Origin of the sequence: Faucicola mancuniensis, from assembly GCF_046523945.1 — a bacterium.
Taxonomy (GTDB): domain Bacteria; phylum Pseudomonadota; class Gammaproteobacteria; order Pseudomonadales; family Moraxellaceae; genus Faucicola; species Faucicola mancuniensis.
The window spans coordinates 311,647-336,916 of record NZ_CP171363.1; the positions used below are offsets into that span (position 1 = coordinate 311,647).

28 protein-coding genes and 2 pseudogenes are annotated in these 25,270 nt (G+C 40.3%); 11 read left to right on the forward strand and 19 right to left on the reverse strand.

Annotation, left to right across the window (positions count from 1 at the left end; all coding sequences use genetic code 11):
• Positions 1-35: 35 nt before the first annotated feature.
• The 4 genes from ACGTJS_RS01540 to ppk2 form a co-directional block, all read right to left on the reverse strand.
• On the reverse strand, positions 36-767 hold the full coding sequence (locus tag ACGTJS_RS01540; RefSeq protein ID WP_410472610.1) for an RluA family pseudouridine synthase: 732 nt from the start codon (positions 765-767) through the stop codon (positions 36-38).
• An 84-nt stretch (positions 768-851) separates the two neighbouring features.
• A complete protein-coding gene (locus ACGTJS_RS01545; protein WP_315041238.1) occupies positions 852-980 on the reverse strand; it encodes a hypothetical protein in 129 nt (42 codons plus the stop codon).
• An 11-nt stretch (positions 981-991) separates the two neighbouring features.
• Complete coding sequence (gene hemL, locus ACGTJS_RS01550) at positions 992-2,287, reverse strand: glutamate-1-semialdehyde 2,1-aminomutase (protein ID WP_315041239.1); 1,296 nt, start codon at positions 2,285-2,287, stop codon at positions 992-994.
• Between the two features lie 353 nt (positions 2,288-2,640).
• The gene (ppk2, locus tag ACGTJS_RS01555; protein ID WP_410472611.1) at positions 2,641-3,876 is read right to left on the reverse strand and encodes a polyphosphate kinase 2; all 1,236 of its coding nucleotides are present in this window, start codon (positions 3,874-3,876) and stop codon (positions 2,641-2,643) included.
• A gap of 203 nt (positions 3,877-4,079) precedes the next feature.
• Between ppk2 and ACGTJS_RS01560 the strand changes: the two genes are divergently transcribed.
• The 5 genes from ACGTJS_RS01560 (at position 4,080) to ACGTJS_RS01580 (ending at position 7,241) form a co-directional block, all read left to right on the forward strand.
• The gene (locus ACGTJS_RS01560) at positions 4,080-4,322 is read left to right on the forward strand and encodes a BolA family protein (protein ID WP_315041241.1); all 243 of its coding nucleotides are present in this window, start codon (positions 4,080-4,082) and stop codon (positions 4,320-4,322) included.
• A 110-nt stretch (positions 4,323-4,432) separates the two neighbouring features.
• Positions 4,433-5,695 (forward strand): UDP-N-acetylglucosamine 1-carboxyvinyltransferase, encoded by a 1,263-nt coding sequence (gene murA / locus ACGTJS_RS01565; RefSeq protein WP_410472612.1) that lies wholly within the window; start codon positions 4,433-4,435, stop codon positions 5,693-5,695.
• Positions 5,695-6,030 carry a hypothetical protein gene (locus tag ACGTJS_RS01570; protein WP_410472613.1) on the forward strand — a complete coding sequence of 112 codons (336 nt, stop codon included), beginning with the start codon at positions 5,695-5,697 and terminating at the stop codon, positions 6,028-6,030. Before murA ends, ACGTJS_RS01570 begins: the two co-directional genes overlap by 1 nt.
• A gap of 126 nt (positions 6,031-6,156) precedes the next feature.
• Positions 6,157-6,801 (forward strand): ATP phosphoribosyltransferase, encoded by a 645-nt coding sequence (gene hisG / locus ACGTJS_RS01575; RefSeq protein ID WP_410472614.1) that lies wholly within the window; start codon positions 6,157-6,159, stop codon positions 6,799-6,801.
• Between the two features lie 41 nt (positions 6,802-6,842).
• On the forward strand, positions 6,843-7,241 hold the full coding sequence (locus ACGTJS_RS01580; RefSeq protein ID WP_410472615.1) for a hypothetical protein: 399 nt from the start codon (positions 6,843-6,845) through the stop codon (positions 7,239-7,241).
• A 76-nt stretch (positions 7,242-7,317) separates the two neighbouring features.
• On the opposite strand, the pseudogene ACGTJS_RS01585 reads toward ACGTJS_RS01580, so the two are convergent.
• A pseudogene (locus tag ACGTJS_RS01585) lies at positions 7,318-7,470 on the reverse strand (IS982 family transposase); the annotation flags it as partial.
• Positions 7,471-7,522: 52 nt separating this feature from the next.
• Between ACGTJS_RS01585 and ACGTJS_RS01590 the strand changes: the two are divergent.
• The gene (locus tag ACGTJS_RS01590; protein WP_410472002.1) at positions 7,523-8,365 is read left to right on the forward strand and encodes an integrase core domain-containing protein; all 843 of its coding nucleotides are present in this window, start codon (positions 7,523-7,525) and stop codon (positions 8,363-8,365) included.
• 5 nt (positions 8,366-8,370) lie between these two features.
• On the opposite strand, the gene ACGTJS_RS01595 is transcribed toward ACGTJS_RS01590, so the two are convergent.
• The 3 genes from ACGTJS_RS01595 to gorA form a co-directional block, all read right to left on the reverse strand.
• A complete protein-coding gene (locus ACGTJS_RS01595) occupies positions 8,371-9,048 on the reverse strand; it encodes an IS982 family transposase (RefSeq protein ID WP_410472616.1) in 678 nt (225 codons plus the stop codon).
• 170 nt (positions 9,049-9,218) lie between these two features.
• Positions 9,219-9,848, reverse strand: a complete 630-nt coding sequence (locus tag ACGTJS_RS01600) for a carbonic anhydrase (RefSeq protein WP_410472617.1) — start codon at positions 9,846-9,848, stop codon at positions 9,219-9,221.
• Between the two features lie 381 nt (positions 9,849-10,229).
• Positions 10,230-11,597: a glutathione-disulfide reductase gene (gene gorA, locus ACGTJS_RS01605; protein WP_410472618.1), complete on the reverse strand. Its 1,368-nt coding sequence runs from the start codon at positions 11,595-11,597 to the stop codon at positions 10,230-10,232.
• A gap of 213 nt (positions 11,598-11,810) precedes the next feature.
• Here gorA and ACGTJS_RS01610 point away from each other — a divergent pair, with 213 nt between their 5' ends.
• On the forward strand, positions 11,811-12,488 hold the full coding sequence (locus ACGTJS_RS01610; RefSeq protein ID WP_315042479.1) for a metallophosphoesterase family protein: 678 nt from the start codon (positions 11,811-11,813) through the stop codon (positions 12,486-12,488).
• On the opposite strand, the gene ACGTJS_RS01615 is transcribed toward ACGTJS_RS01610, so the two are convergent.
• The 6 genes from ACGTJS_RS01615 to rluB form a co-directional block, all read right to left on the reverse strand.
• Positions 12,485-13,663 carry an McrC family protein gene (locus tag ACGTJS_RS01615; RefSeq protein WP_410472619.1) on the reverse strand — a complete coding sequence of 393 codons (1,179 nt, stop codon included), beginning with the start codon at positions 13,661-13,663 and terminating at the stop codon, positions 12,485-12,487. The two genes, ACGTJS_RS01610 and ACGTJS_RS01615, sit on opposite strands and share 4 nt — an antisense overlap.
• Before the next feature lie 2 nt (positions 13,664-13,665).
• Positions 13,666-13,986 carry a type II toxin-antitoxin system RelE/ParE family toxin gene (locus ACGTJS_RS01620; RefSeq protein WP_315042476.1) on the reverse strand — a complete coding sequence of 107 codons (321 nt, stop codon included), beginning with the start codon at positions 13,984-13,986 and terminating at the stop codon, positions 13,666-13,668.
• Positions 13,976-14,218: a type II toxin-antitoxin system RelB/DinJ family antitoxin gene (locus ACGTJS_RS01625; RefSeq protein ID WP_315042473.1), complete on the reverse strand. Its 243-nt coding sequence runs from the start codon at positions 14,216-14,218 to the stop codon at positions 13,976-13,978. Before ACGTJS_RS01625 ends, ACGTJS_RS01620 begins: the two co-directional genes overlap by 11 nt.
• Before the next feature lie 88 nt (positions 14,219-14,306).
• Positions 14,307-15,581, reverse strand: coding sequence for an McrB family protein (locus tag ACGTJS_RS01630; protein WP_315042472.1), 1,275 nt, complete (start codon positions 15,579-15,581; stop codon positions 14,307-14,309).
• Between the two features lie 62 nt (positions 15,582-15,643).
• A complete protein-coding gene (locus ACGTJS_RS01635) occupies positions 15,644-15,955 on the reverse strand; it encodes a rhodanese-like domain-containing protein (RefSeq protein ID WP_410472620.1) in 312 nt (103 codons plus the stop codon).
• 125 nt (positions 15,956-16,080) lie between these two features.
• A complete protein-coding gene (gene rluB, locus ACGTJS_RS01640) occupies positions 16,081-16,935 on the reverse strand; it encodes a 23S rRNA pseudouridine(2605) synthase RluB (protein WP_410472621.1) in 855 nt (284 codons plus the stop codon).
• Between the two features lie 160 nt (positions 16,936-17,095).
• On the opposite strand from rluB, the gene yiaA reads away from it, so the two are divergent.
• A complete protein-coding gene (yiaA, locus tag ACGTJS_RS01645; RefSeq protein WP_315042467.1) occupies positions 17,096-17,554 on the forward strand; it encodes an inner membrane protein YiaA in 459 nt (152 codons plus the stop codon).
• Between the two features lie 9 nt (positions 17,555-17,563).
• Here yiaA and scpB read toward each other — a convergent pair whose 3' ends face one another.
• From scpB to mtgA, 3 genes are all read right to left on the reverse strand, one after another.
• Positions 17,564-18,109, reverse strand: coding sequence for an SMC-Scp complex subunit ScpB (gene scpB / locus ACGTJS_RS01650; protein WP_315042465.1), 546 nt, complete (start codon positions 18,107-18,109; stop codon positions 17,564-17,566).
• A 15-nt stretch (positions 18,110-18,124) separates the two neighbouring features.
• Positions 18,125-20,377, reverse strand: a complete 2,253-nt coding sequence (gene ppk1 / locus ACGTJS_RS01655) for a polyphosphate kinase 1 (protein ID WP_410472622.1) — start codon at positions 20,375-20,377, stop codon at positions 18,125-18,127.
• A 118-nt stretch (positions 20,378-20,495) separates the two neighbouring features.
• Positions 20,496-21,350 (reverse strand): monofunctional biosynthetic peptidoglycan transglycosylase, encoded by an 855-nt coding sequence (gene mtgA / locus ACGTJS_RS01660; protein ID WP_410472623.1) that lies wholly within the window; start codon positions 21,348-21,350, stop codon positions 20,496-20,498.
• 96 nt (positions 21,351-21,446) lie between these two features.
• Here mtgA and ACGTJS_RS01665 point away from each other — a divergent pair, with 96 nt between their 5' ends.
• Together ACGTJS_RS01665 and ACGTJS_RS01670 are read left to right on the forward strand one after the other, a co-directional pair.
• Positions 21,447-21,722, forward strand: coding sequence for a glutaredoxin family protein (locus ACGTJS_RS01665; protein ID WP_315042460.1), 276 nt, complete (start codon positions 21,447-21,449; stop codon positions 21,720-21,722).
• Between the two features lie 39 nt (positions 21,723-21,761).
• Positions 21,762-22,184 (forward strand): annotated as a pseudogene (locus tag ACGTJS_RS01670) (alpha-hydroxy-acid oxidizing protein); the annotation flags it as partial.
• Positions 22,185-22,240: 56 nt separating this feature from the next.
• Here the strand turns inward: ACGTJS_RS01670 and groL are convergent.
• Both groL and ACGTJS_RS01680 read right to left on the reverse strand, forming a co-directional pair.
• Positions 22,241-23,878, reverse strand: a complete 1,638-nt coding sequence (gene groL / locus ACGTJS_RS01675) for a chaperonin GroEL (protein WP_410472624.1) — start codon at positions 23,876-23,878, stop codon at positions 22,241-22,243.
• Positions 23,879-23,931: 53 nt separating this feature from the next.
• Complete coding sequence (locus tag ACGTJS_RS01680; RefSeq protein WP_315042454.1) at positions 23,932-24,216, reverse strand: co-chaperone GroES; 285 nt, start codon at positions 24,214-24,216, stop codon at positions 23,932-23,934.
• 301 nt (positions 24,217-24,517) lie between these two features.
• On the opposite strand from ACGTJS_RS01680, the gene ACGTJS_RS01685 reads away from it, so the two are divergent.
• Positions 24,518-25,201 carry a DUF3108 domain-containing protein gene (locus tag ACGTJS_RS01685; protein ID WP_315042453.1) on the forward strand — a complete coding sequence of 228 codons (684 nt, stop codon included), beginning with the start codon at positions 24,518-24,520 and terminating at the stop codon, positions 25,199-25,201.
• Positions 25,202-25,270 lie beyond the last annotated feature (69 nt).

The following is a 25,270-nucleotide window of genomic DNA, read 5'->3' on the forward strand; positions in this document are numbered from 1 at the left end:
TTGTTTAATTTTACAAGTTTAAAAAGCCACATCTGTTAAAACGGCACGTCACTTTCCCACTCTAGCCACACGCCGTTGTTTGGGTGCTTTAGCCGAAGTTTACGAGCGTGCAGGCATAGACGTGGCGAAAGTTGATACGGCTTGCCATCAAGCACATCTTGGGCATAGATGGGGTCGCCTAACATGACATGACCGATATGAAGCATATGCACTCTCAGCTGATGGCTACGCCCTGTTATAGGGTATAACGCCACACGGCTGACAGGGTTGCCTTGGCGTAGTTCATGGTGCAAGGTTTCATACTTGGTGTAGGCTCGTTTGTTCCAGTCCATATCCACGATATGCTTGGGTTTTTGTGGTGGGTCGTAACGCACAGGCACATCGACTTCGCCTTGTTGTGGGGTCGTTCCCCATACAACGGCTTGATATTCTTTTGATGGAATGCGGTCGATAAATTGCTTGCTGATATGGCTTTGTGATTCGCTATTTCTAGCAAAGATGATAATGCCTGAAGTGTCCATGTCTAGGCGGTGAATCAGCTTGACATTTGGGTCGGCTTTGAGCAAACGAGATTGTAAGCTGACCTTTAATTCTTTGCCATCAACGGATAAAAGTCCATGCGGTTTGTCAATGACCCAAATGTCGTCATCACGATATAAAGTAACGGATTTGGCGAAATCGTCAAAAAAAACTTGGGGTTGTTGGCTTTCTTCACGATTGCGTTGGGCGATGGATTCGGAGGTTAAGGCTTGGGGAAGTTCACGCATTGAGTAATGTTTTTCCTAAAATTTACTAAAACATATGGTTTTCAAAATCTTCTATTGGCTCGTTAAAATCATCTGCCATAAAAATTACTGTTCCTTATTTTCCAAATATTGATTAATCGCATTTTGTGCCAACACATCTTGACTAACACCGATTGCTTGCGAAACCGCAAACAACCGATTTTCAACGCTTGGCAACAAATTCACTGATAACATCAGAAATTCCTTTAATTCTTCGCCATTTGCTCAAATACTTCTTTTGCCATTTTTAAGGTAAAATCCAAATCTTCCTGCGAATGTTCACTACTCATAAAACCCACTTCAAACGCAGACGGTGCAAGGTACACACCACGCTCAAGCATGCCATGAAAAAACGTGGCAAATTTTTTATCATCACACTGGGTTACATCATCAAAGTTTTTTGGCAAATCATTCTCAGTAAAATACATACCGAACATACCGCCCAAACGTGTGGTTTTAAAGCCAATGCCAGCGTCTTTCGCCAATTTTTCTAAATTATCGGTTAAATACACCACTTTTTTAGCGATATCATCATAAAACCCATCTTTTGTTAATAAATCAAACATGGCAATCCCTGCACGCATGGCAAGCGGATTACCTGACAACGTTCCTGCTTGATAGACACCACCTAGTGGGGCGATATGTTCCATTATTTCACGTTTACCGCCAAATGCACCCACTGGTAGACCTGCACCGATTATTTTACCAAAAGTCGTCAAATCTGGGGTAATGCCAAAATGGGCTTGAGCCGATTTTAAGCCAACACGAAAGCCTGTCATCACTTCATCAAAAATCAGCACCGCACCATGTTTGGTACATTCATCACGAAGCGTATCATGAAATGCTTGGGTCGGCACAACCATATTCATGTTGCCAGCGACAGGCTCAACAATCACGCACGCAATCTCATCGCCAAACTTGGCAAAACAGTCTTTGATAGCCTGTGGGTCGTTGTAGCGTAAAGTGATGGTATGTTTGGCAAAGTCAGCAGGTACGCCTTTTGATGTCGGTTCGCCAATATCAAGCATTCCTGAACCCGCTTTGACAAGCAAACTATCGCTATGCCCATGATAACAGCCTTCAAATTTGACGATTTTATCACGTCCTGTATAGCCACGAGCTAGACGAATGGCAGACATGGTCGCCTCAGTCCCAGAGCTTGTCATGCGAATCATTTCCACACTTGGGATTAATTCACAAATTTTGTCGGCAATGGTGGTTTCAAATGGTGTCGGTGCCCCAAAGCTCAAGCCATCATCGGCGGCTTTTTTCACCGCTTCAATGATATGTGGGTGGGCATGACCCAAAATCATCGGACCCCAAGAACCGACATAATCAATATATGCGTTGTCTTCGGTATCATAAATTTTGCTACCTTTTGCACGGCTGATAAAAACTGGTGTTCCGCCCACGCCTGCAAAAGCTCGTACAGGTGAATTTACGCCCCCAGGGATATGGGCTTTGGCTTGTTTAAAAAGTAGTTGGTTGGTTTGGTTTGACATAATTTTTTCCATGATGTGTATAAGAACCTGTATTCACAACATTACGCAGTAAAGTTTTACGGTTTTTTTGACAAACATTGATTTGCTTTTTCATGAAAAATGGCCAAATCTTGCGGCTCGATGTCAAAAACTTGCCTGATAGAATGACTATCAGTCTACGTTTTTTCCTTGCTGTTTATAAAAAGCAAAGCTGGCGATTTATCTCATTTTTCATTGCAAAAACGTTGTAAATGCAGGTTCTAAAAAAAGATAATGCTATTATAACGATTTTGGTGGTTTTTGGCAAAATTGACGTAAAAAAACCAATTTACCCCATGGGATAAATTGGTTTTTTGGCTAAATAACTTATGAATTTATTTTTTGCCTTTTTTATTTTTTTTGCTTTCGCTGGTTTCTGCCAACATGATGACACTTTCATCACTGACTGCAAGGTCTTCTTTTTCGCCTTTTTCATACAACGCCCCTGCACGACCGACAATCAACGGGTCTACCGCACGCACATTTTTGTTTTCTTTTTGGGTGTATGGCAGTTTGTTTAACACATAACGCATTGCCCCAAGTCTAGCACGTTTTTTGTCGTCCGATTTGATGACAATCCAAGGACTTTCGGCGGTGTCGGTGTTGTAGAACATGGCTTCTTTTGCCAACGTATAATCGTCCCATTTGTTCAATGACGCTTTGTCAATGGGTGATAATTTCCATTGTTTTAATGGGTGGGCTTCACGTTGGGCAAAACGGCGACGTTGCTCTTCACGGCTGACCGAGAACCAAAACTTGATTAAATGGATGCCTGAGCTGATTAAATGTCTTTCAAATTCAGGCGTTTGACGCATAAAATCGGCATATTGTTCATCAGTACAAAAGCCCATCACACGCTCAACGCCTGCACGGTTGTACCACGAACGGTCAAACAGCACAATTTCACCAGAAGTCGGCAGATGTTTAATATAACGCTGAAAATACCACTGCCCTTGCTCTTGTTCGGTCGGTTTTTCAAGGGCGACAACGGTTGCCCCACGTGGATTTAGATGTTCCATAAAGCGTTTAATCGTACCGCCTTTACCAGCGGCATCACGCCCTTCAAAAATGATAACCACTTTTTGACCTGTTTCTTTCACCCATTTTTGGAGTTTTAACAGTTCAACTTGTAATTCGTATTTTTGGGCTTCGTAATTTTTTCGGCTCATGCGATTTTTGTAAGGATAACCGCCATCACGCCAATCTTCGGCAAGCTCGTCATCTTTTTTCACGCCTGACTTGATACTTTCGCTAATCAATTTTTCGGCAAACAAATCTTTTAACACTTTTAACTCATCCGCTGATGCGTCATGGATTAAGGCTTGTAAATCTTCGGTGGTTTTTTTCAAATCGCCTTGTTTTAAATCTTCTAACACCGTTTCATCAATGGCACTTTTGGTTTTGGTCGCTTTACGTAAAAAACGGGCAGATTCTTTGTTGGCTTTTAGTTTTTCTGGGTCGGTTTCTAATGCTTGATTAACGGGAATCACAGGCTCTTTAAGTGGGCTTTTACGAGTGGTTGGTTTACGTGTTGTCGGTTTACGTGTTACTGTCTTTTTTGGGCTTGCCATAAAATGCTCCTAGTTGTAAAAACATTTGATAAAAAAATGGATAAAAAATAAATCGCTATGTGATAACTATAGACTATTTTTAAATAATTTACAATTTTTTTACCGATAAAATGTTGATTTAATGACCTATATTTTTGCCATGATTTATCCATAAAAATATGTTATGATAGACAATTAAACCCTTAATTTTCAGGTAGTATTCTATGAACGCCCAAGATTTAATTGATTTATTACAACCACATTTTCCAAATGGCATTATCCAAGCTGCCAATCAAGGCAACAAATTTGACGTGCGTGTCGTGGACGATAGTTTTGACGGCAAACGTCCTGTCGCTCGCCAACAAGCGGTTTTGGCATTGGTAAACGACAAATTTGCCAGTGGCGAAATTCATGCGTTAAATATCCAAGCCTTGACCCACGCTCAATGGCAAGCTATGCAAGCGTAATCATTAAAAAGTTAATGAAGTTAGCAGGGGTGTATTGAATACGCCCATGATAATATATGATAACTAATTGAATTAACATCAATTTTAACAATAAAAATAAGGATAACAAGATGGATAAATTTGTCATTACAGGTGGCACAAGAGTCAATGGCGAAGTCGTCATTTCTGGGGCGAAAAACGCTGCTTTACCGTTGTTAGCAGGTATGATTTTAGCAGAAACGCCAATTACACTCACCAACGTACCAACCCTAAAAGATGTAAAAACCTTGATTGATTTAATCAAAGGTATGGGCATTACCATTGACAAAAAAGGCGATACCGTAACTTGCGATACTAGCACAATTAACAACTATTATGCACCGTACGAGCTTGTCAAAACCATGCGTGCGTCTATTTTAGTATTAGCCCCATTGTTGGCACGTTTTGGACAAGCGGAAGTGTCATTGCCGGGCGGTTGTGCGATTGGCTCTCGTCCTGTTGACCAGCATTTAAAAGCGTTGGAAGCGATGGGGGCGATTATCAGCGTAGAAAACGGCTATGTTAAAGCCAAAACGCCTGAAGGTGGTCGCTTAAAAGGCTGTAATTTTACCTTTGATATGGTAACAGTGGGCGGTACGGAAAACACCATTATGGCGGCGGTTTTGGCACAAGGTACAACTCGCCTAGAAAACTGTGCTAGAGAGCCAGAAGTGGTAGATTTGGCAAATATGCTTGTCAAAATGGGGGCAAAAATTGACGGTATCGGCACGGCTTATATGACGATTGAAGGTGTGGAAAAATTAAACGGCTGTGAATATTCGGTCGTGCCAGACCGCATTGAAACAGGCTCATACCTTGCGTTAGCCATGATGACAGGCGGTGATGTAACCGCTCGTAATACCAATGCTCACATTATGCAATCTGTGTTGTCAAAAATGACGGAAATGGGTGCGGACATTACCACAGGTGATGATTGGATTCGTGTAAAAATGGACAAACGCCCAACGGCGGTGGATATTCGCACCTTGCCACACCCAGCATTTCCAACGGATATGCAGGCTCAACTGATGACGGTCTGTGCGATTGCGGACGGTACGAGTACGATTATTGAAAATATTTTTGAAAATCGCTATATGCACGTTCCTGAATTAAACCGACTTGGGGCGAATATCAGCGTGGACGGTCATACTGCTGTGGTCAAAGGCGTGGAAAAACTCAAAGCTGCCCCTGTGATGGCAACCGATTTGCGTGCGTCTATGTCACTTGTGATGGCGGCGGTGGCAGCCGATGGCGAAACCACGATTGAGCGTATTTACCACATTGACCGTGGCTATGAAAATGTAGAAGAAAAACTGCGTGGTTTGGGCGTAAAAATTGAGCGTGTGAAAGGCTAATGAGCAAACCTTTTTTAAAATGGGCAGGTGGTAAATCCAAACTTGTCCCATTTATAAAAATGTATATTTTACAACTTGAAAATATTAACGCCCAAGATGTTGCCGAGTACGAACAGCAAAATAATATCAAATTAAAAGATTTTATGATTCAGCTTATTCAGTCAAAAAAGATGATTAAAGAAATAGGCGATTTGAAAGTTGATAATGAAATCAAATCATTAGGTGATAGCTTGGCAAAATATGCAAAAAGTAAACCCATCTTAACAGATGAACAGACTAATCTGTTAGTACGCCAAAAATTTGCCGAAAAATGGGTAGCCAATGAAAGCCATTGATACCAACATTGTATTGCGTTATTTTGTGAAATAACTTTAACTTTTGACAAAAAAGCATCAAAATCGCCATTTTTTGAACTTTTAAAATAAGATTTATATATCGTAAATTAGACCAAAATCAAAATTATGACAGATACTTACAACGGCTTGACCCTAGCCTTATCAAAAGGGAGGATTTTAAAAGAAACCTTACCACTACTTACCAACGCAGGGGTAGAACTTTTAGAAGACCCAGAAAAATCCCGCAAACTTATCTTTGAAACCACCAACCCAAACGTGCGAGTATTAATCCTACGAGCGTCTGATGTACCAACTTATGTTGAGCATGGTGCGGCGGACTTTGGCGTGGCGGGCAAGGACGTATTGCTTGAGCACAACTCATCAAGCCTATACGAACTATTAGACCTAAAAATCGCCAAATGCCGAGTGATGACCGCAGGTGTGAAAGGGCAAGCTTTGCCAAATCGCCGTTTGCGAATTGCCACCAAATACGTCAATATCGCACGCAGTTATTTTGCCAGTTGTGGCGAACAGGTGGATATTATCAAACTGTACGGCTCAATGGAGCTTGCTCCACTTGTGGGCTTGGGCGATTTAATCGTGGACGTGGTCGATACAGGCAACACCTTGCGAGCCAATGGACTTGAGCCGTTAGACGAGATTTGCCAAGTGTCATCACGTTTGATTGTCAATCAAGTGAGTTTTAAACGTAAATTTGACTTGCTTGAGCCGATTTTAAGTAGCTTTAAACAAAGCGTTGAGAGTATTTAAATAAATAAATGAATTTTTATTGGTTACTATGGTGAATTTTGATGATTTTATGTACGATTTCACAGTTTCATTGCACACAAGCAATCACACTTGATATGATTGACAATTATCAACTTGACGAACAAGAAGTCGCATTTTTGCAGTTGGTGTATGCTTATCATCACCGTGAAAATGACAACCAATTATGGCATATGATTGCTGAATATGAACAAATATTCTATAATATAAATGCTACTCGTTTGGTGATTTTAAAAATTTTGCAATACCAACCAAACGTGAAAGCATTGAGCGTTGATAGTCATCGTTTACAAAATTTACCCGAACTCAAGCAACCACTCTACCCCAATCTAAAATCTACCACGCCCAACAAACAGACCAAAAAACCCACGCCAAAAACGGGTATTGACCCTATTTTGCAATTTTTATCAGGTAATATTTAAATAAAAATTTAATTTAACCTCAATTCGATATAAAAAATCATTTAACTTATTGAAAAAATATAAACAAATAAGAAACCTACAATAAAGAATACCCCAACAGGACATTTTTTAATGTAGGCTTCTTTGTTTGATGACAATAAGCAATCAACCCTGCCAACAAATTACTCATAAACCCAACATAACTACGATGCCTTGAATGCTCAATTTGACACATATTCTTTAACTCATCAAATGTAAGATATCCTAGCGTTATTTACAGTATTTAGGATAAAATACTGCAAATGAACATACATAAAAACACCAGACTGCTACCGTTTGAAAGAGAAGCTATTTGGATAGCCTATCATCAAAACAAACAAAGCGTAACATCACTTGCTGAAGAATACAAAGTATCAAGACCAACAATCTACAAGGTATTGAAACTTGCTAGAGTGAAGTTACTAAAACCACAAACCAGTGTCAATAATCGCTTTAAACAAGCGAAATTTGGTATTAAACGCTTAGCTAAAGTTGAAAAGAGTATACAAGACAAACTCAAAAAACAAGCCAAGCGTTATAATAAATCCTATCCTGGTGAGATGGTACACGTAGATACAAAACGCCTACCACTGCTCAAAGGACAAAATAGCAACAGCCCTAGAGAATATCTGTTTGTTGCCATTGATGATTATTCTCGTGAACTGTATGCTTGTATTATGCCAGACAAAACAGCTTTTAGTGCGGCTAAGTTTCTGACAGAACAAGTTATTAAACCTTGCCCTTATACGATTGAGGTGATTTATTCTGACAATGGCACAGAATATAAAGGCACAAAAGACCATGAATTTGTCAAAGCCTGTTATAATAACAACATCAATCAGAAATTCACCAAAGTTGCCAAACCACAAACCAATGGTAAAGCAGAACGAGTAATACGTACGCTCATGGAAATGTGGCATGAACAATGTGAATTTACAGGTAGTGAACATAGAAAGCAAGAATTAACAAGATTTCTTAATTTCTATAATACCGTTAAACCCCATTCATCTTTAACTAAAAAAGATGATATTACTGGCAAAACTCAAACCTTTACTCCTTATGAGTGGTTGGAGTTTTATTTTAAACAAAGTGTAAATAACGCTTGAGGTTCTTACACATCAAACACAGTTTCAATCAAAAAACGGCGTTTAAGCAATCGTCTATTTAACCATGAAATATCTTTAGATTTCATATTCTTTTTAACATTCGTGATTAACTCAATATCTAAATGCTCATCAAGCCAATCTGTCAATGATTTATCAATATAACCTTTATCAGCAAAGAGTTTACCAAAAACATGAGATTCACAAAGTCTTTTCACAGGTTGCCTATCATCAACATTGCCTTTGGTTACGGTTAGATTGACCAATTCACCTTTATCATTGATAATGACGTGTAGTTTAAAGCCAAAAAACCACCCCATACTGCTTTTACCTCGCTGTGCTGTTTCTGCAAATACTTTGTTGCGGTTGATACGGTGATTATCACATACGGCTAAACTGGTTGAGTCAATGTAGTTTATGCCTGTGCAGTTGTTTTGCATGAGAGATTGTAGGTAGTCACACATGGGAACTATTGCTTTTTCCATGAGTTCTACCATTCTTGTGTAGCTTGGTAGGTTTGGAAAGGCAGGTTTTAGCCATTGGGTGAGGTAGTTGTAGTAGAAGGCTTTAAATTCTCTGTATTTTATTTGGTGAAATACTACCAATATGGTGATGATTTCTGATAAACTAATACGGCATGGTTTGTTTCGTGTTTTTTTACTGCTTTTGCTCTTTTGGGTTAGCATTTTCTTCTGTTGTTCGTTTGTGTATGTTTTGCAATAGTCGTCTATGTGGCAGTATAGTGCTTCGAGGTTGTCCATGTAAGAAGTCCTTGTTAGGGTTGTTTGTGGTGAATTTACTTTAACATATTGGGCTTCTTTTTTTTAGTTTTTTCTTATGTCGAATTCAGGTTAATTTAGATAATAAATTCCACTTTCCCTGTTTCAATATTATAGACCGCACCGACTATCATCAAATGCCCTGCATTTACCAGGTCTTCTAGCGAGCGTGAGCCGTGTTTGAGTTGGCTGACCGACATACGTACGTTGGCTTTAATGCCACGTTCCACTAGCTCATCTGCGTCAATGGCTTGACCGTCGGCAGTATAGATTTCGTGTAAATTATAAACACTTGGACGGATTCTATCCACGATGGATTGTAAATTTGGGGAAAAATATTTCTCTGGATTGATTAGTGTTTCTACACAAGCCGTTACCGCTCCGCAATGCGAATGTCCTAGCACGACCACGAGTTTTGTGCCGAATTTTTCGGTGGCGAACTCTACCGAGCCGATTTGTGATGGGGCGACCACATTGCCTGCGACACGAATGACAAATAGGTCGCCTAAGCCTTGGTCAAAGATGATTTCGGCTGGGACTCGTGCGTCCGAACAGCCTAAGATGATGGCGTAGGGTTCGTGAATTTGGGTGAGTTCGTTGGTAGCTAGTAGTGTGGCGTTGGGGTTTTTTAGGCTTTCTACAAAACGGGCATTGCCATCTTTTAGCATTTGTAGGGCTTGTTCGGCAGTTTGGGGGTTATGTTTCATGTTACGTCCTTTTTGATTTTTTGGCAAAGTTTTGTTTTTTTACAAATTCAATTTTGGCTAATTGTAACATATTTTTTATGTGAAAATTTTTCTTCAATGATAAAACAATTTGAATTATATTTATGTTATATGTACAATATCAATATGATAGGCTTTTGTTACGACCCAAACAAGGCAAAATCCAACCTTGATAAAATTAAACATAAACAAGAAGATTATCAAAAGTTAGAACCAGAAAATAAAACTTTATTAATGAAGAATTATTGCTTTCCTTTTAAACCTTATGATTGTTAATTTTTTTATAAATCTATCAAAGTTTACACTTTTTTTAACAAAAAAATCCGCCAATACTGACGGATTTTTTATTGCCATAACAATGGGTTATCTCATCGTTACAAACTCTTCCGACCCTGTTGGATGAATGGCAACGACATTATCAAAATCTGCCTTAGTCGCCCCCATTTTTATCGCCACACCAAAGCCTTGAATCATCTCGTCTACACCAAAGCCAATGCCGTGCAAGCCGACCACTTTTTCATCATCGCCTGCACAAACGAGTTTCATACGGCACGGCTGACGGTGCTGTGTTACCGCACTGTACATGGGCGTAAATGACGATTGATAAATTTTGACATTCTCGCCAAACTCTGCCCTTGCCTGCTCTTCGGTCAAGCCGATTGTGCCTATCGGTGGGTGGCTAAATACCACAGTAGGAATAAGGTTATAATCCAAATGCTCGTTTGGCTTATTATTAAACAATCGCTCGGACAATCTGCGACCGCTCGCCACCGCCACAGGGGTCAGTTGCACGCCATTTTCAATAATATCGCCCACCGCATAGATGTTTGGCACGTTGGTATTTTGGAATTTATCCACCTTGATATAACCCTTGTCATTAACGGCAACGCCCGCCTTGTCAAGGTTAATATTATCGGTGGCAGGTTCACGTCCAATCGCCCAAATCAAGCAATCCACCGTCAGTGTCCGTCCGTCTTCATAAGTGATGGTTACGCTGTTATCATTGTTTTTATTGACTTTTTTTGGTACAGCGTGCGTATGCAAAGTAATGCCGTCTGCTGTCATCACTTCCAAAAGCGTATCCACGATATAGCCGTCAAAGGTGCGAAGTGGCTTATCTTTACGCACAATCAAATGCGTGTCCGACCCCAAAGACGCAAACACCCCTGCAATCTCCACCGCAATATACCCTGCCCCCACGACCGCCACGCTTTTTGGCAAATCGGTCAAGGCAAAAAATCCATCAGAATCAATGCCATGCTCCGCCCCTTCAATGTTTGGACGGCTTGGGCGACCGCCTGTGGCAATCAAAATATGGTCGGCGGTGATGGTTTCGCTTGTGCCGTCTGCATGGGTAACTTCTACGCTGTTTTGGTCAATAAATTTGGCAAAACCGTGAATCAGCTCCACGCCATTTTTGTCAAAACCACGTTGATATGAGCCGTGCGTGCGTTCAATGTAGGCCCCACGCACTTTAATGAGTTGTTTATAATCAAAATTTTTGACATCAACATCAAAGCCATAATCAGGGGCGTATTTGTGCAAGGCTTCGGCAACTTGAGCCCCATACCACATGATTTTTTTGGGGACGCAGCCCACGTTTACGCACGTTCCGCCAACGTGTTTGGTTTCAATGATGGCACATTTTTTGCCGTATTGGCTGGCTCGGTTGATTGATGCGATACCGCCAGAACCGCCACCGATGGCGATGTAGTCATAATGTTTGGTCATGGGATTTTCCTGTTAAAATAAAAATGATGGGTTATTTTAACAAATTTTACACAACAAAGGGGCGTTATTTGTTAATTATCACGATTGAAAAATTAAATATGAACTTTTTGAAAATTCATTACCATTTTTGACGATAAACCTTGCGATTTCTTACAAATTATTTGCAAGACTTATGTTAAAATAAGCCAACCACTTAATATTTTTTTAAGAGCCATGAGAACCTTTGCCTTTGGCGACATTCACGGTTGCCACGACCAACTAAAAACCTTGCTTAACGCCATTACTCCTACGCCTAGCGACACGCTGATTTTTTTGGGCGACATAATAGACCGTGGGGCGGACAGCAAGGGCGTGCTTGATACCATTCGTGAACTTGAAAAAGTCTGCCACGTCATCGCCATCATGGGCAATCATGAACAGATGATGATTGAAAGTTTAAAAAGTAGGGACGCATTAAAATTTTGGCTTAAATATGGCGGTGATAAAGCCTTACAATCGTTTGGTTTAACGCCAGATTTTCATGGCATTTTAAACGTGCCATACGACTATTGGACATGGCTAAAAAATCTCAAACCCTATCATGAAACGGACGATTTTATTTTTACCCATGCCACGCCTGTTGCCCACCTTGAGATGGCAAAACAAACCGAAAATGGGTTAAGATGGCGGTTTTTGGAAAAGAGTGATAATTGGCATTGCTCCAACAAAATTGTGATTTGTGGGCATAGCTCGCAGATGAATGGTAAGGTGCTAAAGCGTGATGGGCTGATTTGTATTGATACTTATGCCTATGGCGGTCAATGTTTGACGGCTTTAGAGATTAAGGGTGTGAATGATATGATGGCGTGGCAGGTGGATAATTTATTAAATATTAATAAAATAATCATTTAAATAAATTTACCAATAATCACATCAAACGCCACCAACCAAAATTTTGTCGGTTTTTCATTTGCCAAAACAATCGGCTGTTTTTCCAAATTTTTATCCATGGTTGGCACAATAAGCCACGCTTCATCAGCCCCAAACTCATTGGCATACGTCATTAACTGATACATATCCGCAAGGCTAATATCATTTACGCTTTTAATATTTTTCCATTTAATATCAATTACTTTTACACTGTTTTTATCTTTTAACCAAATATCAGGTTTAATGGCTAAACGTCCATCTATTGTCAAATGTTGGCTTTTTTGCTCAACAATTTCTGCATTGTCAAACATTTGACGAATTTTAAAACCAATCCATTTTTCAAAGGCAAACTGCATATTTATCAACAAGGTTGGCGAATGCGTTTGCCCCTGCCCTATCGCCTGTTGCAAGGTTAAAATAATGTAACAAAATTCAATCAATCGGCTATTTTGTTGTCCAATAATTTGCGGTAACGCCTGTAATTCTTGATTAGCTTGGTGAAAAAAAGTTTGGTATTGATTTGGTAACAGCGTTGGAATGTTTTGCCAAATTGCTGGTAAAGTGATTACGTTAAATTTTACAATAACGGTTTGTAGCGTGGTTTTTACCAAGCGATTGCAAGCGGTATCATGGATAAATTGTTCGGTTTGGTGAAAAAATTTGTGCGGTTGATGGGCGTTGTATTGCAACTGTTGTTTGATTAACAATTTGCCTTGCAAAAACGGTTGGTTTTGTTCGTGGGTTTGATAATTTTGGTTGGGTTGATACGTTTGAAACAGTTGCCAAAATTGATGAATTAACCATTGATTTAACGGTAATTTTTTATCAACCATCAAAATTTGTTGATTGGATAAATTTGGCAATATTTTTGGCGTAAGTGTTTGCCAAATATCTTGTAACATTTGTTGTAGCCATTGACGAGTGTCGGTGATGTTGCTGTTATCGGTTTGACTAATTTTTGGCAAAATTTCTAATTGACAACCGCTTGGCAAGCCAATCACACCGATATAATGGCTGATTTTTATCTGCCATTCTTTATGTTTACGTTCAATGTGAAAACCGTCAAAATTTTGTTCAATCAGCCAATCAAAATCTTGTTGATTGATAAAATTTTGTTTGGTTAAATTTTGGTGTTCAAATGTGGTGATGATTGACATGATTATTCATCATTTTGATTTTGCAAATCATTATTTTCTGATAAACGCTGGCTTGCAGTGTCGTAGGCTTGCAATCGTTCACGTTTACCAATCGCCAAAACAAACACCACAACCCTATCATCAATCACTTGATAAATCAGCCTATAGCCAGACGCTCGCAGTTTGATTTTGTAACAATCGGGCATTGAATGGAGTTTATTCGCTTCAATTTTGGGATTTTCCAAAATTTTGCTGAGTTTTTTCTTGAATTGAGTTTGAATAGTTACACCCAATTTTTTCCATTCTTTTAACGCCCTTTCGTCAAATTCCAAACTATAGTTCATCAATATTCACCTTGATTGGGCGTGGGTCGGCTAATCGTTCTTTGGCGATTGCGATAATATCGCTGTCATCATTCATATAATTAAACGACAACGGCACGGCTTTGGTGCTTACAATTTGGTTAAAAAAAAGTTTAATCGCTTGGGTTGGGGTCAAGCCATAAGCCGATAAAACTTGAGTAGCTTGACTGCGTAATTCATCATCAAGGCGAATGTTAAAAGTTGATGTTGTCATAATTTGCACCTACATTGCACATATTTTTTATGATTCTAAGCCAAAAAATAGCATATCACAAGTTTTTTACGGATTTTTCAATGTTATTTTATAAATTTTGATAAAAATCAACCTGATATAACACATCTGTATTCACAACAAAATTTTGCAATTGTGAATTTATGCCAAAATTTACCGACATATTTTGATTATCATTGAACACAATCAAATCTTTACCAAAAATATTTTGTAAAATTTGCCCATTATTTTGGCAAGATTGAGAGACTTGGGGCAATATCATTTGTTCAAATGCGGTTGCCAATTCATCAAGCGAATAAATATCCCATAAAAAACTATGCCCCAATCGGCTGTCTTTGCTTAACATTTGCGTAATTTTATTATTTAAATTAATTAAAATATCTAATAAATTAATCTCAATATTATTCGCCAAAATTTTGCCTAAAAGCTCAGGTTTTGGTTCACATTCCACAAAGTTAAACCGTCTGCGAAATGCCATATCTAGCGGTGTTAGCGAATGGTCTTGTGTGTTCATGGTGGCGTAAATATCCACATTACTCGGCACGCTAAATGGCTTGTGCGAATACGCCAAATTCACGCTTAAGGCGTTGGCTTGCCCTACTCGCTTGCTTGGTTCAATCAAACTCATCAACTCGCCAAACACTCTAGCAACATTGGCTCGGTTGATTTCGTCAATTAGCATGGCGTAGCGGTGGTTTGGGTCGTCTTTGGCTCGTTCGCACAGTTTTAAAAACGCCCCTTGTTCAATGCTATACGTCATTTGTCCGTTATCGGCAATTTTTGGGCGAATGCCTTCAACAAATTCTTCGTAACCGTAGGCTTGATGAAAGCTAACAAAACTAAATCGTTCGGTTTTTGGTTGAAATTGATTATTGATAGCGGTTTGATAATCTTTCAATTGCGTTTGTAAATCGGTTAAAAGTGGTAAACTTTCACCCAGTAAAAACCAATTGCTACTGTCGTCTTTGTCAAAAAAGGCTTGGCTTGAGCGGTTTTTGTAATTAATCGTTTGCGAATTGGGATTGCTAAATTGTTGCAACGTACTCCAAGCGGTTTGACTTAAATTATCCACTCGTTCGTTGGCATTGGCTTTTGTGATAAAAAATGGATTTGCCAAAATTTCTGAAACTTTCAACAAATTTCTACCTTTTTGCATTTCATCCAAAAAAACCAAACAAATGACTTCTCGCCAGCTTAATGGCTCAACTAATTTTTGCAAAATTTCATCATGGCTTGCGGTTGGCAAATATTCGGTGTAGTCTTTGGCAATTTGTTGCAGTTGGTAGGTTTTGCCTGTGCCTGCAACGCCTGTAAAAATGATGTTGGTTGGGGTGGTTGGTTTCATTTTTTTATATTTTTAAAATTAGGCGTATGCAATACGCCCCTAAACATTTGATTTTAAAAAAGTTAATTTTCTTCACTAATAATTGTCATACCTGCCGATTTTGCCCCACGAGTGCCACCTGTTAAATGCACAATATCACGCTCTGGGTCAATTTCGTTAAGCAACGCCACCGCCTTGCCCGCCTTTGTGCCACCGCCACACAGCACATAAATCGTGCCCTCCGTACTGTCTAATAAATCCGCATTTAGCGTGTCTAACGGCTGATTCTTGGCAAATTCAATATGCCCATCGTTAAATGACTGATTATCTCGCACGTCCCAAATCGTATCGTTTGCGTTTGGCATGTAGTCGGTGATGTGTAATTCTCTAATCATAGTTTTTCCTTTATTTTTACAACTTTTCAAAACTTTTTACAACATTTTTTATAAAACAAAGGCGTAATGATTACACCGTTTGCTAAATTTTAAAAAATATTTTTAAAACAATGGTTTATCAAATTTTATTTGTCAAATTTTCGTGGGTTACGGTTGGTCGCTCGGCGGGCTTTGAGTGGTTTTTTCTCAAGGCGTTCTTGACGGCGTTTTGCCCCTGTGTTTAAGCCTGTGGTTTGGCGTGGATGCAGATTGACCATGTTTGCCAAAATGTCAATTTCTTTGCGGTCAAGTTCCATATATCGCCCTGTACGTAGCTCTCTTGGCAGATTGACCGAGCCATAACGAATGCGTAACAGACGACTGACTTTTAGCCCTTGACTTTCAAACAGACGGCGGACTTCACGATTTTTGCCTTCTTTGAGTTTGACTTGATACCATTTGTTAATCCCTTCGCCACCTTTTTCCACGATTTGGTCAAATTTTGCTAAGCCATCTTCTAATTCCACACCTTTTGACAGATTATTTATCATGTCTTGAGTAACTTCGCCCATGACACGCACGGCGTATTCTCGCTCAATTTCGTTGGATGGGTGCATCAGGCGGTGTGCCAATTCGCCATCATTGGTAAACAAAAGTAAGCCAGTTGAGTTGATATCCAAACGTCCGACCATAATCCAGCGGTCATGCGACAAGGGTGGCAAGCGTTCAAACACGGTTGGGCGACCTTCGGGGTCGTTTGATGAGCAGATTTCGCCTTCGGGTTTGTAGTACATGAGTACACGGCGACGTTTTTCATTTTCGGCGGTGTAGCGTAGCTGACGACCGTCCACACGGATTTCATCACCCTGTCCGACTCTGTCGCCGATAGTGGCGACTTGCCCATTAACGCTGACACGACCTTCACGGATAACGTCTTCCATTTGACGGCGTGAGCCTAAACCTAGACGTGCTAGGGCTTTTTGCAATTTTTCATCTTTCATGGGATTTTCCTGTTTTGACATTTCACAATGTGGTTAAAATAGTTATTATACGCTAGTTTTGATGATAAATCTTAGTAATTTTTCATATAAAAATTCGTTTACATTTGTCAAATTTTTGAGTAATATAAAAATCAACTTTTAACAAAAAAATGGAAAATTTATGATAAATAAACCTTCATCTTCTTATGTTGGGGCGACTTGGGCGGTATTTGGGATTGGTGTGTTGGGATTTTTGATTGGACTTTGGAACGCCCAAATGCAATTAAACGAAAAAGGCTATTATTTTACCGTGTTATGTTTTGGGCTATATTCTGCGATTAGTTTGCAAAAAACGGTGCGTGATAAAGAAGATGGCTTGCCAACGTCAGGTTTGTATTATGCGATTAGTTGGGGAGCGTTGGCAATTGCGGTGATTTTGATTACCGTTGGGCTTTGGAACGCCACTTTATTGTTAAGTGAAAAGGGATTTTATGCGATTGCGTTTACCATGAGTTTGTTTGCGGTGATTACCATTCAAAAAAATACCCGAGATTTACAAAATATCAAAGAAGGATTTGGCAATGAAAATACAACGGAAGAAAAATCACGGTTTTTTAATTTACAAAAACCTGATGAATAATACCGAATTTTAACCTTCAACCGCCCCAATCTCTGGCATTTCTGGCAAATCGTCCAGACTTGTCAGCCCAAACGCATCTAAAAACGTATCAGTCGTGTGAAGCAACGCTGGGCGACCCAGCGTATCTTTAAAACCACGCTCCACAATCCAATCTTTATCAAACAATTGTCGTAAAATATTGCTAGACACCGTCACCCCACGCACTTGTTCAATGTCCGCTCGTGTAACAGGCTGTTTATAAGCAATTACGCTTAAGGTTTCAAGCAAGGCTTGGCTTAAGGTTTCTTGACGTTTTGGAAAAACTTGTTGAATCAGCGGACTAAACTCATCAGCAATCTGTAACCGATAGCCACTTGCCGTCTGTGCCAAGGTCAAAGCCCCTGTAGACAGGCGTTGCTGTAGCACGACCAACGCCGTATCCAAGCTATCTTTTGTCAAAGATAGCTGTTGGCATAGCGTTTTTGCGGTAACAGGCGTTTCGGAGGCGTGTAGCACCGCTTCAATCTGACGGCTGTGGTGCATAGCTTGTTGGTGTTTTTGGGAAAAATTTGTCATGCAATTTTGTCCAGTTTATTTTTTATCCGACTTTTTTTCGGCTTGTTTGTCAAGGCTTTTGTTAAAGACGATTTTTTGCAATAAAAAATCTTGTGCCGAAAAAACATTGCCATCATCAGCTTGGATAAATTGCCATGTGCCATCGCCTGATAGTTGCCATGCACTGCTGTTGTCTTTAAGGTAGTTTTGGATATCTTCAAAAATACGCTTGAATACGACAGGGTCGTCAATCGGAAAGGCGACTTCCACACGGCTAAACAAGTTTCGCTCCATCAAATCAGCACTGGCACAGTATAGGCGTGCGTGGGCTTTACTGTCGTCAAGCGAGCCATTGGCAAAATAGTACACACGAGTATGCTCCAAAAACCGCCCCACGATAGAACGCACGTTAATGTTGTCGGACACGCCTGCCAACTGCGGACACAAACAGCACATAGAGCGGATAATCAGGTCAATTTTGACCCCTGCTTGTGAGGCCTGGTACAGTTTGTCAATGATTTGTTTTTCGGTTAAAGCATTGACTTTGATGATAATGCGACCTTGTCGCCCTGCTTTGGCGTGTTTGATTTCATCATCAATAAAGTCCATGATTTTGTCATGCAAAGTTTCTGGTGCATATAACAAACGCTGTAATTTGGCAGGTTTGCCCATGCCTGTCAAAATGTTAAAAATTTTATGCACGTCTTCTGTAACCGCTTCGTTGGCGGTAAACAGACCGTAATCGGTATAGTCCTTGGCATTGCCTGCGTGATAGTTGCCTGTACCAAGATGGGCATAACGGCGTAATTGACCGTCTTCACGGCGGACAATCAACATCAGTTTGGCATGGGTTTTGTAACCGACAATACCGTACACCACGACCGCACCCGCTTGTTGTAACAAGTTTGCCACTTCAATGTTTGATTTTTCATCAAATCTGGCTCTTAGCTCAATGACGGCGGTCACTTCTTTGCCGTTTCTGGCGGCTTCGGCTAGGGCTTGCACGATTTCAGAATTTGCCCCAGAGCGATACAGGGTTTGTTTAATTGCCAACACATTGGGGTCGCCTGCGGCTTGACGAATCAGGTTCACCACAGGCGTAAAGGCGTGAAATGGGTGATGTACCAAGATATCTTGTTTGCGAATGGCATTAAACACATTTTCATTTTTTTCCCACATTTCACGGCGAAACGCTTTGGGAATTTCGTGGGTAAACGGCTGAAAACGCAAATTTGGCATTTTAAAATCAAACAAAAGTCGTGTTAAATTCACAGGCCCGTTAACACGGTATAATTGCTCTTCGGTCAAATCAAATTCATCTAGCAAAAAATCCACGATTTCTTGCGGACAATGCGTGGTTACTTCCAAACGCACTTTTGCCCCAAAACGGCGGTTTTCCAGCTCACCTTCTAAGGCTTTTGCCAAATCTTCAATGTCTTCTGCCAAATCCAAATCGGCATTTCTGGTCAAACGAAACTGATGACAACCCGTCACTTTTAGGCTTGGGAACAACTGATTAATATGCTCGTGAATGACGGCGGTGAGCATGATGTGATGTTCCTTGCCATCTGTCAATTCATCAGGCAAACGAATAACACGAGGCAAACTGCGAGGGGCTGGCACGACCGCAAAGTCCAGCACACGCCCAAAGCTGTCTTTGCTGTCTTTACAATCCAGCGTTACCATAAAATTTAAACTTTTGTTTACCAACCTTGGAAAAGGGTGCGCCAAATCAATACTAATTGGGGTCAAAACAGGGGCGACTTGGTGTTCAAAATAATCTTTTACCCACGTTGCCTGTGCAGGTGTCAGTTCTTCACGCTTTAAATAACGGATATCTTGCTTGGCTAATGCAGGCAAAATCTCTTCGTTCAAAATGCGGTATTGTTCATCTACTGCCTTATGTGCGATGGTGGAAATATGCGATAACACTTGGCTAGGTAGCATACCGTCAATGCTACTTGCGACATCGCCCATCTTCATTTTTTGCATCAAACCTGCGACACGAATTTCAAAAAACTCGTCCATATTTGACGAAAAAATAATCAAAAAAAACAATCTTTCTAACAAAGGGTGGCGTGGATTGGTCGCCTGTGCCAACACACGCTGATGAAACTGCAACAAAGACAATTCACGGTTAAAATAGGCTTGCGACATTTCGCCCATTTCTTGAAAAATATTGGGATAATGAATTTGGTTTAGCCCAATTTGCAAAGCATTTTTTGGCAAAACTGGCTTGGTTGGTTGGTTGTCGGTTAAATTGTGGCTTATATTGTTCGCTTTGTTCATCGGAGTTCCTTTTAAAAATAACGTGGCAATTTATTTTGTTTAACACTTCATCATAACCGATATTTGTGTCAAAAAAAATACAAAATTGTATTTTTTTGCTGTTTTGTTTTTGCCAAAATCATTCACTATCTGGCAAATCCGCACCGCCCATTCTACGAATGATGATATTGGTTTTGTTTTGTAGGCGTTGATTTTTGCGATTTTTTTCATAAAATTTTGGATTGGGAAGCATGGCAATCAGTGACGCTGATTCACGCTTTGTCAAATGTTTGGCAGACTTTTTATAATAATGCTGTGCCGCCGCCTCAATGCCGTAAATCCCATTGCCAAACTCGGCAACATTCAGATAAGCGGTCAAAATTCGCTCTTTTGTCCACATTTGTTCAATCATAAGGGTGATAATCGCCTCTTCGCCTTTACGAATATAGGAACGCTGTGGAAATAAAAACAGATTTTTGGCAAGTTGCTGGCTAATGGTTGAGCCACCTGCGGAAATATTGCCCGCTTTTTGATTTTTTTTAATCGCATTTTCAATGCCTTGAATGTCAAAACCCGCATGACTGGCAAAGTTGGCATCTTCACTGGCAATCGCCGCACGTTTGACATTGACCGAAATTTGTTCATCATCAACCCATGTCTGTTCCACGCCATTAAAAGTAGATAATCTGTGTAAAATCATAAACATACTGTTATGAATCGGCTGGGTTTGCCAAATCGCAAGCAACGCCACCACCATCACATGAAAGGCAAAAAACAGCCCTATCAAGGTCAAAAATACCCATTTTAACCATTTTTTAAAACCTGTGGTAGGTTTGACAGGGGGCAAGCTGTCTTTGGCAACGCTTTTTTGGCGTTTTTTGCGTTTGGGTTTTGATGGCGGTAAATTATTTAGCAAATGGTTTGGCATAATATTGGGAGTTTTATCGTGGGTAAATGGCTTGTGAAAATCAAAAATATGGCTTATTATAACCATTTTCGCCAGCTATGTTAAGAACCTGCATTCACAACATCACGCATTCACATTATTGGCATATTAATAAATATTTGTTTAAAAAATCTGTATAAAAAAATGTCAAACCCAACCACCATTGCCGAAACGATAACCGACAAATTTTGGATTTTGTACGGTACAGTCGGCTGTCGTCTGTGCGATGATGCCAAATATTTGCTTAATCAAGCCCAAATGGTCGCCGATTTTGAATGGCGATATGTGGATATCATTGACTTGCCAGAAGATGAAATGCTTGCCCTTGCCACCAAAATTCCTGTCATTCAAACGCCCAATTTTAGCCAAACTTTAAATTATCCGTTTTCGGTGATGGATATTTTGGCATTAACAACGTGATTGACAATCCATTTTTTTAAACAACTGTAAAGTAAACTCATGAAAAATTTAAGCAAAATTACCGATATTGAAAATTTACGCCAAATCGCCGAAAAAAAAGTGCCACGAATGTTTTATGATTATGTGGATAGCGGTTCTTGGACGCAAACGACTTATCTGAACAATGAAATCGATTTTCACCGTATCAAACTGCGTCAAAAAGTGCTGTGCGATATGGCTGGGCGTAGCACCACAAGCCAAATGCTCGGGCAAGACGTTACCATGCCTGTGGCGATTGCCCCAACGGGTTTTACAGGTATGATGTGGGCTGATGGCGAGATTCATGCTGCTCGTGCTACCAATGCGTTTGGTATTCCGTTTTCGCTATCTACCATGAGTATTTGCTCCATTGAAGATGTGGCAAGCCATACGGATAAGCCGTTTTGGTTTTGGTTTCAATTGTATGTCATGCGTGATAAAAAACCCCATTAAACAATAGTTTAATAGGGTTTTTATTAAAAATAAATAGTTGAAACGGATTACATCATACCGCCCATACCACCCATTCCGCCCATACCAGCCATACCTGCACCTGCGTCATCTTTTGGCAAGTTAGTAATCATGGCTTCGGTCGTTAGCATTAAGCCAGCTACAGACGCAGCGTGTTCCAATGCTGAACGAGTTACTTTGGCAGGGTCTAAAATACCCATTTCTAGCATATCACCATATTCACCAGTCGCCGCATTGTAACCGTAGTTGCCTTCACCACCTTTCACTTGATTGATAACCACAGATGCTTCATCACCAGCGTTGGTAACGATTTGACGAAGTGGGGCTTCCATTGCACGTTTCAAAATGTTGATACCTGCAGTTTGGTCATCATTATCGCCTTTGACATTGTCAAGAGCTGACAACGCACGCACCAATGCCACGCCACCACCTGCAACTACACCTTCTTCCACAGCGGCACGAGTTGCGTGTAATGCGTCATCAACACGGTCTTTTTTCTCTTTCATTTCGGTTTCGGTGGCAGCACCAACTTTAATCACCGCAACACCGCCAGCTAGTTTTGCAATACGCTCTTGTAGTTTTTCTTTGTCGTAGTCAGACGTTGATTCTTCTACTTGACGGCGAATTGATGCAACACGGTCAGCGATTTGTTCGGTAGAACCAGCACCATCGACAATCACGGTATTTTCTTTGCCAACGGTAACTTTTTTGGCAGTACCCAACACGCTCAAATCAGCGGTTTCTAAGCTCATGCCAACTTCTTCAGAAACCACAGTCGCACCTGTCAAAATCGCAATGTCTTGCAACATGGCTTTACGGCGGTCACCAAATCCGGGGGCTTTCACCGCACATACTTTTAAGCCACCACGCATATTATTGACAACCAAGGTTGCCAATGCTTCATTTTCTACGTCTTCAGCAATGATTAACAAAGGTTTGCCAGCTTTCATTACGTTTTCTAGGAGTGGGATTAACTCACGAATATTGCTGATTTTTTTGTCTACAAGCAAAATCATTGGGTTATCAAGTTCAGCGGTTAAAGTGTCTGCTTTGTTGGCAAAGTATGGGCTGATATAACCACGGTCAAACTGCATACCTTCGACCACTTCTAAGGTGTCTTCAAAGCCTGAACCTTCTTCAACGGTAATTACGCCTTCTTTGCCGACTTTTTCCATCGCTTGGGCGATTAAGTCGCCAATGGTTTGGTCAGAGTTGGCAGAGATAGAGCCAACTTGTGCAATAGCTTTGCTATCGTTGGCTGGAGTTGAAATGGCGTGGATTTTTTCTACAACCGCACGCACGCCTTTGTCAATACCACGTTTTAAGTCCATTGGGTTCATGCCAGCAGCGACTGATTTCATGCCTTCTTGCAAAATCGCTTGTGCCAAAACGGTCGCTGTGGTTGTACCGTCACCTGCTACGTCATTGGTTTTGCTAGCGACTTCACGAACGAGCTGAGCACCCATATTTTCAAATTTGTCTTCTAATTCGATTTCTTTAGCGACTGAAACACCGTCTTTGGTAATCGTTGGAGCACCAAATGATTTATCAATCACCACGTTGCGACCTTTAGGGCCTAGGGTAACTTTAACAGCATTTGCCAATACGTTTACGCCGTCAATCATTTTTGAACGAGCGTCAATGCCAAATTTTACGTCTTTTGCCATGAGAATTTCTCCAATTTTTATTTTTAAATGAATTTATAAAATTAAATAGCGATTTAAGAAATTACACCTAATACATCGCTTTCACGCATGATTAATAATTCTTCACCGTCAATTTTTACGGTTGAACCAGCGTATTGACCGAACAACACTTTGTCGCCAACTTTTACATCAAGCGGACGCACGCCATTGTCGGTAATTTGACCGTTACCCACAGCGATAACTTCGCCTTGTTGCGGTTTTTCTTGGGCGTTACCTGCAAGTAGTAAGCCACCTGCGGTTTTTTGTTCTTCTTCTGAACGGCGAACAACGATACGGTCGTGTAAAGGACGAATTGCCATTTTTTTACTCCATGATTTTAAAAGTTTATTAAAAAAAATTAAAAATAATTTGATAAAATCGGCAAAAGCCGTTATCAAATTTGCGTTATTGCTAAAAATGGGGATAGGTGGTATTTTGTTCAAGTTTGTTCAAGAAAAAAAGTGATTTTTTTTAAAATTTTGTCAAAAGGTAAGTTTTCACACGCTTGTTTTGCACAAGTTTCATATTTTGTTACATTTTGCCAAAGTGATGGTTTTTGACTTGTAATTTTTAGCAAAACGCCTTAATTTATTCACATATTCATTTTTTAAGGTCATTGTGATGAGATTAACAGATTTATTTAAAGTTTCCATTTTAACCATGAGCGTAATCGCTGTGCCTGCTGTTGCGACAGTTTCGCCGTCTTCGGCAACGTATAATTTTAGCATTGAAGGCAAGTACAACGGCACGGCAACTCGCACGCTCAAGCAAAACGGCAATCAATGGCAATACAATATAAACGCCAATGTGAGCAAGTTGGCAACTGCTAGCCAGTCAGCGACTTTTAGCGAAAGCAATGGCAACATTACCCCTATCAAAAGTGCCACACAGTACAAAATTTTGGGCGTGGGGCGGACGTCTTCGTTAAGTTTTAACAATGCCAAAAAACAGTACGTCAGCACTTACAAAGGCACGAGCAAAACCGTGAGTATGCCAAAGACGGCGTATGATGATTTGAGCCTTGAAATGCAGATTCGTGAAGACCTAAAGGTGGGCAAATTCCGTGGTAGCTACCCGATGGCGGAGCGTGACAAGGTGGACAATGTCACCTTTACCAAGTCTGCCACGACAAAAATCACCGTGCCAGCTGGGACGTATGATGTAGTAAAAATTGACCGTGTGCATGATGATAAAAGCCGTCAGACCAGTTTTTGGCTTGCCCCAAGTTTGGATTATTTGCCTGTCAAAATGGTGCAAACCAATGACGGCAAAAAAATGGAAATGAATTTGACAAAGGTAAATTAAACAAAACCATTTTTTAAATCCATCTTGTAAAAAGGGCGTATTGAATACGCCTTTTTTTATTTATCAATC

What these genes read in the sequence shown, in the direction of transcription:
- ACGTJS_RS01540 (WP_410472610.1), bottom strand. Translation starts at nt 767, where the DNA reads ATGCGTGAACTTCCCCAAGCCTTAACCTCCGAATCCATCGCCCAACGC.
- ACGTJS_RS01545 (WP_315041238.1), bottom strand. Translation starts at nt 980, where the DNA reads ATGTTATCAGTGAATTTGTTGCCAAGCGTTGAAAATCGGTTGTTTGCG.
- hemL (WP_315041239.1), bottom strand. Translation starts at nt 2,287, where the DNA reads ATGTCAAACCAAACCAACCAACTACTTTTTAAACAAGCCAAAGCCCAT.
- ppk2 (WP_410472611.1), bottom strand. Translation starts at nt 3,876, where the DNA reads ATGGCAAGCCCAAAAAAGACAGTAACACGTAAACCGACAACACGTAAA.
- ACGTJS_RS01560 (WP_315041241.1), top strand. Translation starts at nt 4,080, where the DNA reads ATGAACGCCCAAGATTTAATTGATTTATTACAACCACATTTTCCAAAT.
- murA (WP_410472612.1), top strand. Translation starts at nt 4,433, where the DNA reads ATGGATAAATTTGTCATTACAGGTGGCACAAGAGTCAATGGCGAAGTC.
- ACGTJS_RS01570 (WP_410472613.1), top strand. Translation starts at nt 5,695, where the DNA reads ATGAGCAAACCTTTTTTAAAATGGGCAGGTGGTAAATCCAAACTTGTC.
- hisG (WP_410472614.1), top strand. Translation starts at nt 6,157, where the DNA reads ATGACAGATACTTACAACGGCTTGACCCTAGCCTTATCAAAAGGGAGG.
- ACGTJS_RS01580 (WP_410472615.1), top strand. Translation starts at nt 6,843, where the DNA reads ATGATTTTATGTACGATTTCACAGTTTCATTGCACACAAGCAATCACA.
- ACGTJS_RS01590 (WP_410472002.1), top strand. Translation starts at nt 7,523, where the DNA reads ATGAACATACATAAAAACACCAGACTGCTACCGTTTGAAAGAGAAGCT.
- ACGTJS_RS01595 (WP_410472616.1), bottom strand. Translation starts at nt 9,048, where the DNA reads ATGCTAACCCAAAAGAGCAAAAGCAGTAAAAAAACACGAAACAAACCA.
- ACGTJS_RS01600 (WP_410472617.1), bottom strand. Translation starts at nt 9,848, where the DNA reads ATGAAACATAACCCCCAAACTGCCGAACAAGCCCTACAAATGCTAAAA.
- gorA (WP_410472618.1), bottom strand. Translation starts at nt 11,597, where the DNA reads ATGACCAAACATTATGACTACATCGCCATCGGTGGCGGTTCTGGCGGT.
- ACGTJS_RS01610 (WP_315042479.1), top strand. Translation starts at nt 11,811, where the DNA reads ATGAGAACCTTTGCCTTTGGCGACATTCACGGTTGCCACGACCAACTA.
- ACGTJS_RS01615 (WP_410472619.1), bottom strand. Translation starts at nt 13,663, where the DNA reads ATGTCAATCATCACCACATTTGAACACCAAAATTTAACCAAACAAAAT.
- ACGTJS_RS01620 (WP_315042476.1), bottom strand. Translation starts at nt 13,986, where the DNA reads ATGAACTATAGTTTGGAATTTGACGAAAGGGCGTTAAAAGAATGGAAA.
- ACGTJS_RS01625 (WP_315042473.1), bottom strand. Translation starts at nt 14,218, where the DNA reads ATGACAACATCAACTTTTAACATTCGCCTTGATGATGAATTACGCAGT.
- ACGTJS_RS01630 (WP_315042472.1), bottom strand. Translation starts at nt 15,581, where the DNA reads ATGAAACCAACCACCCCAACCAACATCATTTTTACAGGCGTTGCAGGC.
- ACGTJS_RS01635 (WP_410472620.1), bottom strand. Translation starts at nt 15,955, where the DNA reads ATGATTAGAGAATTACACATCACCGACTACATGCCAAACGCAAACGAT.
- rluB (WP_410472621.1), bottom strand. Translation starts at nt 16,935, where the DNA reads ATGAAAGATGAAAAATTGCAAAAAGCCCTAGCACGTCTAGGTTTAGGC.
- yiaA (WP_315042467.1), top strand. Translation starts at nt 17,096, where the DNA reads ATGATAAATAAACCTTCATCTTCTTATGTTGGGGCGACTTGGGCGGTA.
- scpB (WP_315042465.1), bottom strand. Translation starts at nt 18,109, where the DNA reads ATGACAAATTTTTCCCAAAAACACCAACAAGCTATGCACCACAGCCGT.
- ppk1 (WP_410472622.1), bottom strand. Translation starts at nt 20,377, where the DNA reads ATGAACAAAGCGAACAATATAAGCCACAATTTAACCGACAACCAACCA.
- mtgA (WP_410472623.1), bottom strand. Translation starts at nt 21,350, where the DNA reads ATGGTTATAATAAGCCATATTTTTGATTTTCACAAGCCATTTACCCAC.
- ACGTJS_RS01665 (WP_315042460.1), top strand. Translation starts at nt 21,447, where the DNA reads ATGTCAAACCCAACCACCATTGCCGAAACGATAACCGACAAATTTTGG.
- groL (WP_410472624.1), bottom strand. Translation starts at nt 23,878, where the DNA reads ATGGCAAAAGACGTAAAATTTGGCATTGACGCTCGTTCAAAAATGATT.
- ACGTJS_RS01680 (WP_315042454.1), bottom strand. Translation starts at nt 24,216, where the DNA reads ATGGCAATTCGTCCTTTACACGACCGTATCGTTGTTCGCCGTTCAGAA.
- ACGTJS_RS01685 (WP_315042453.1), top strand. Translation starts at nt 24,518, where the DNA reads ATGAGATTAACAGATTTATTTAAAGTTTCCATTTTAACCATGAGCGTA.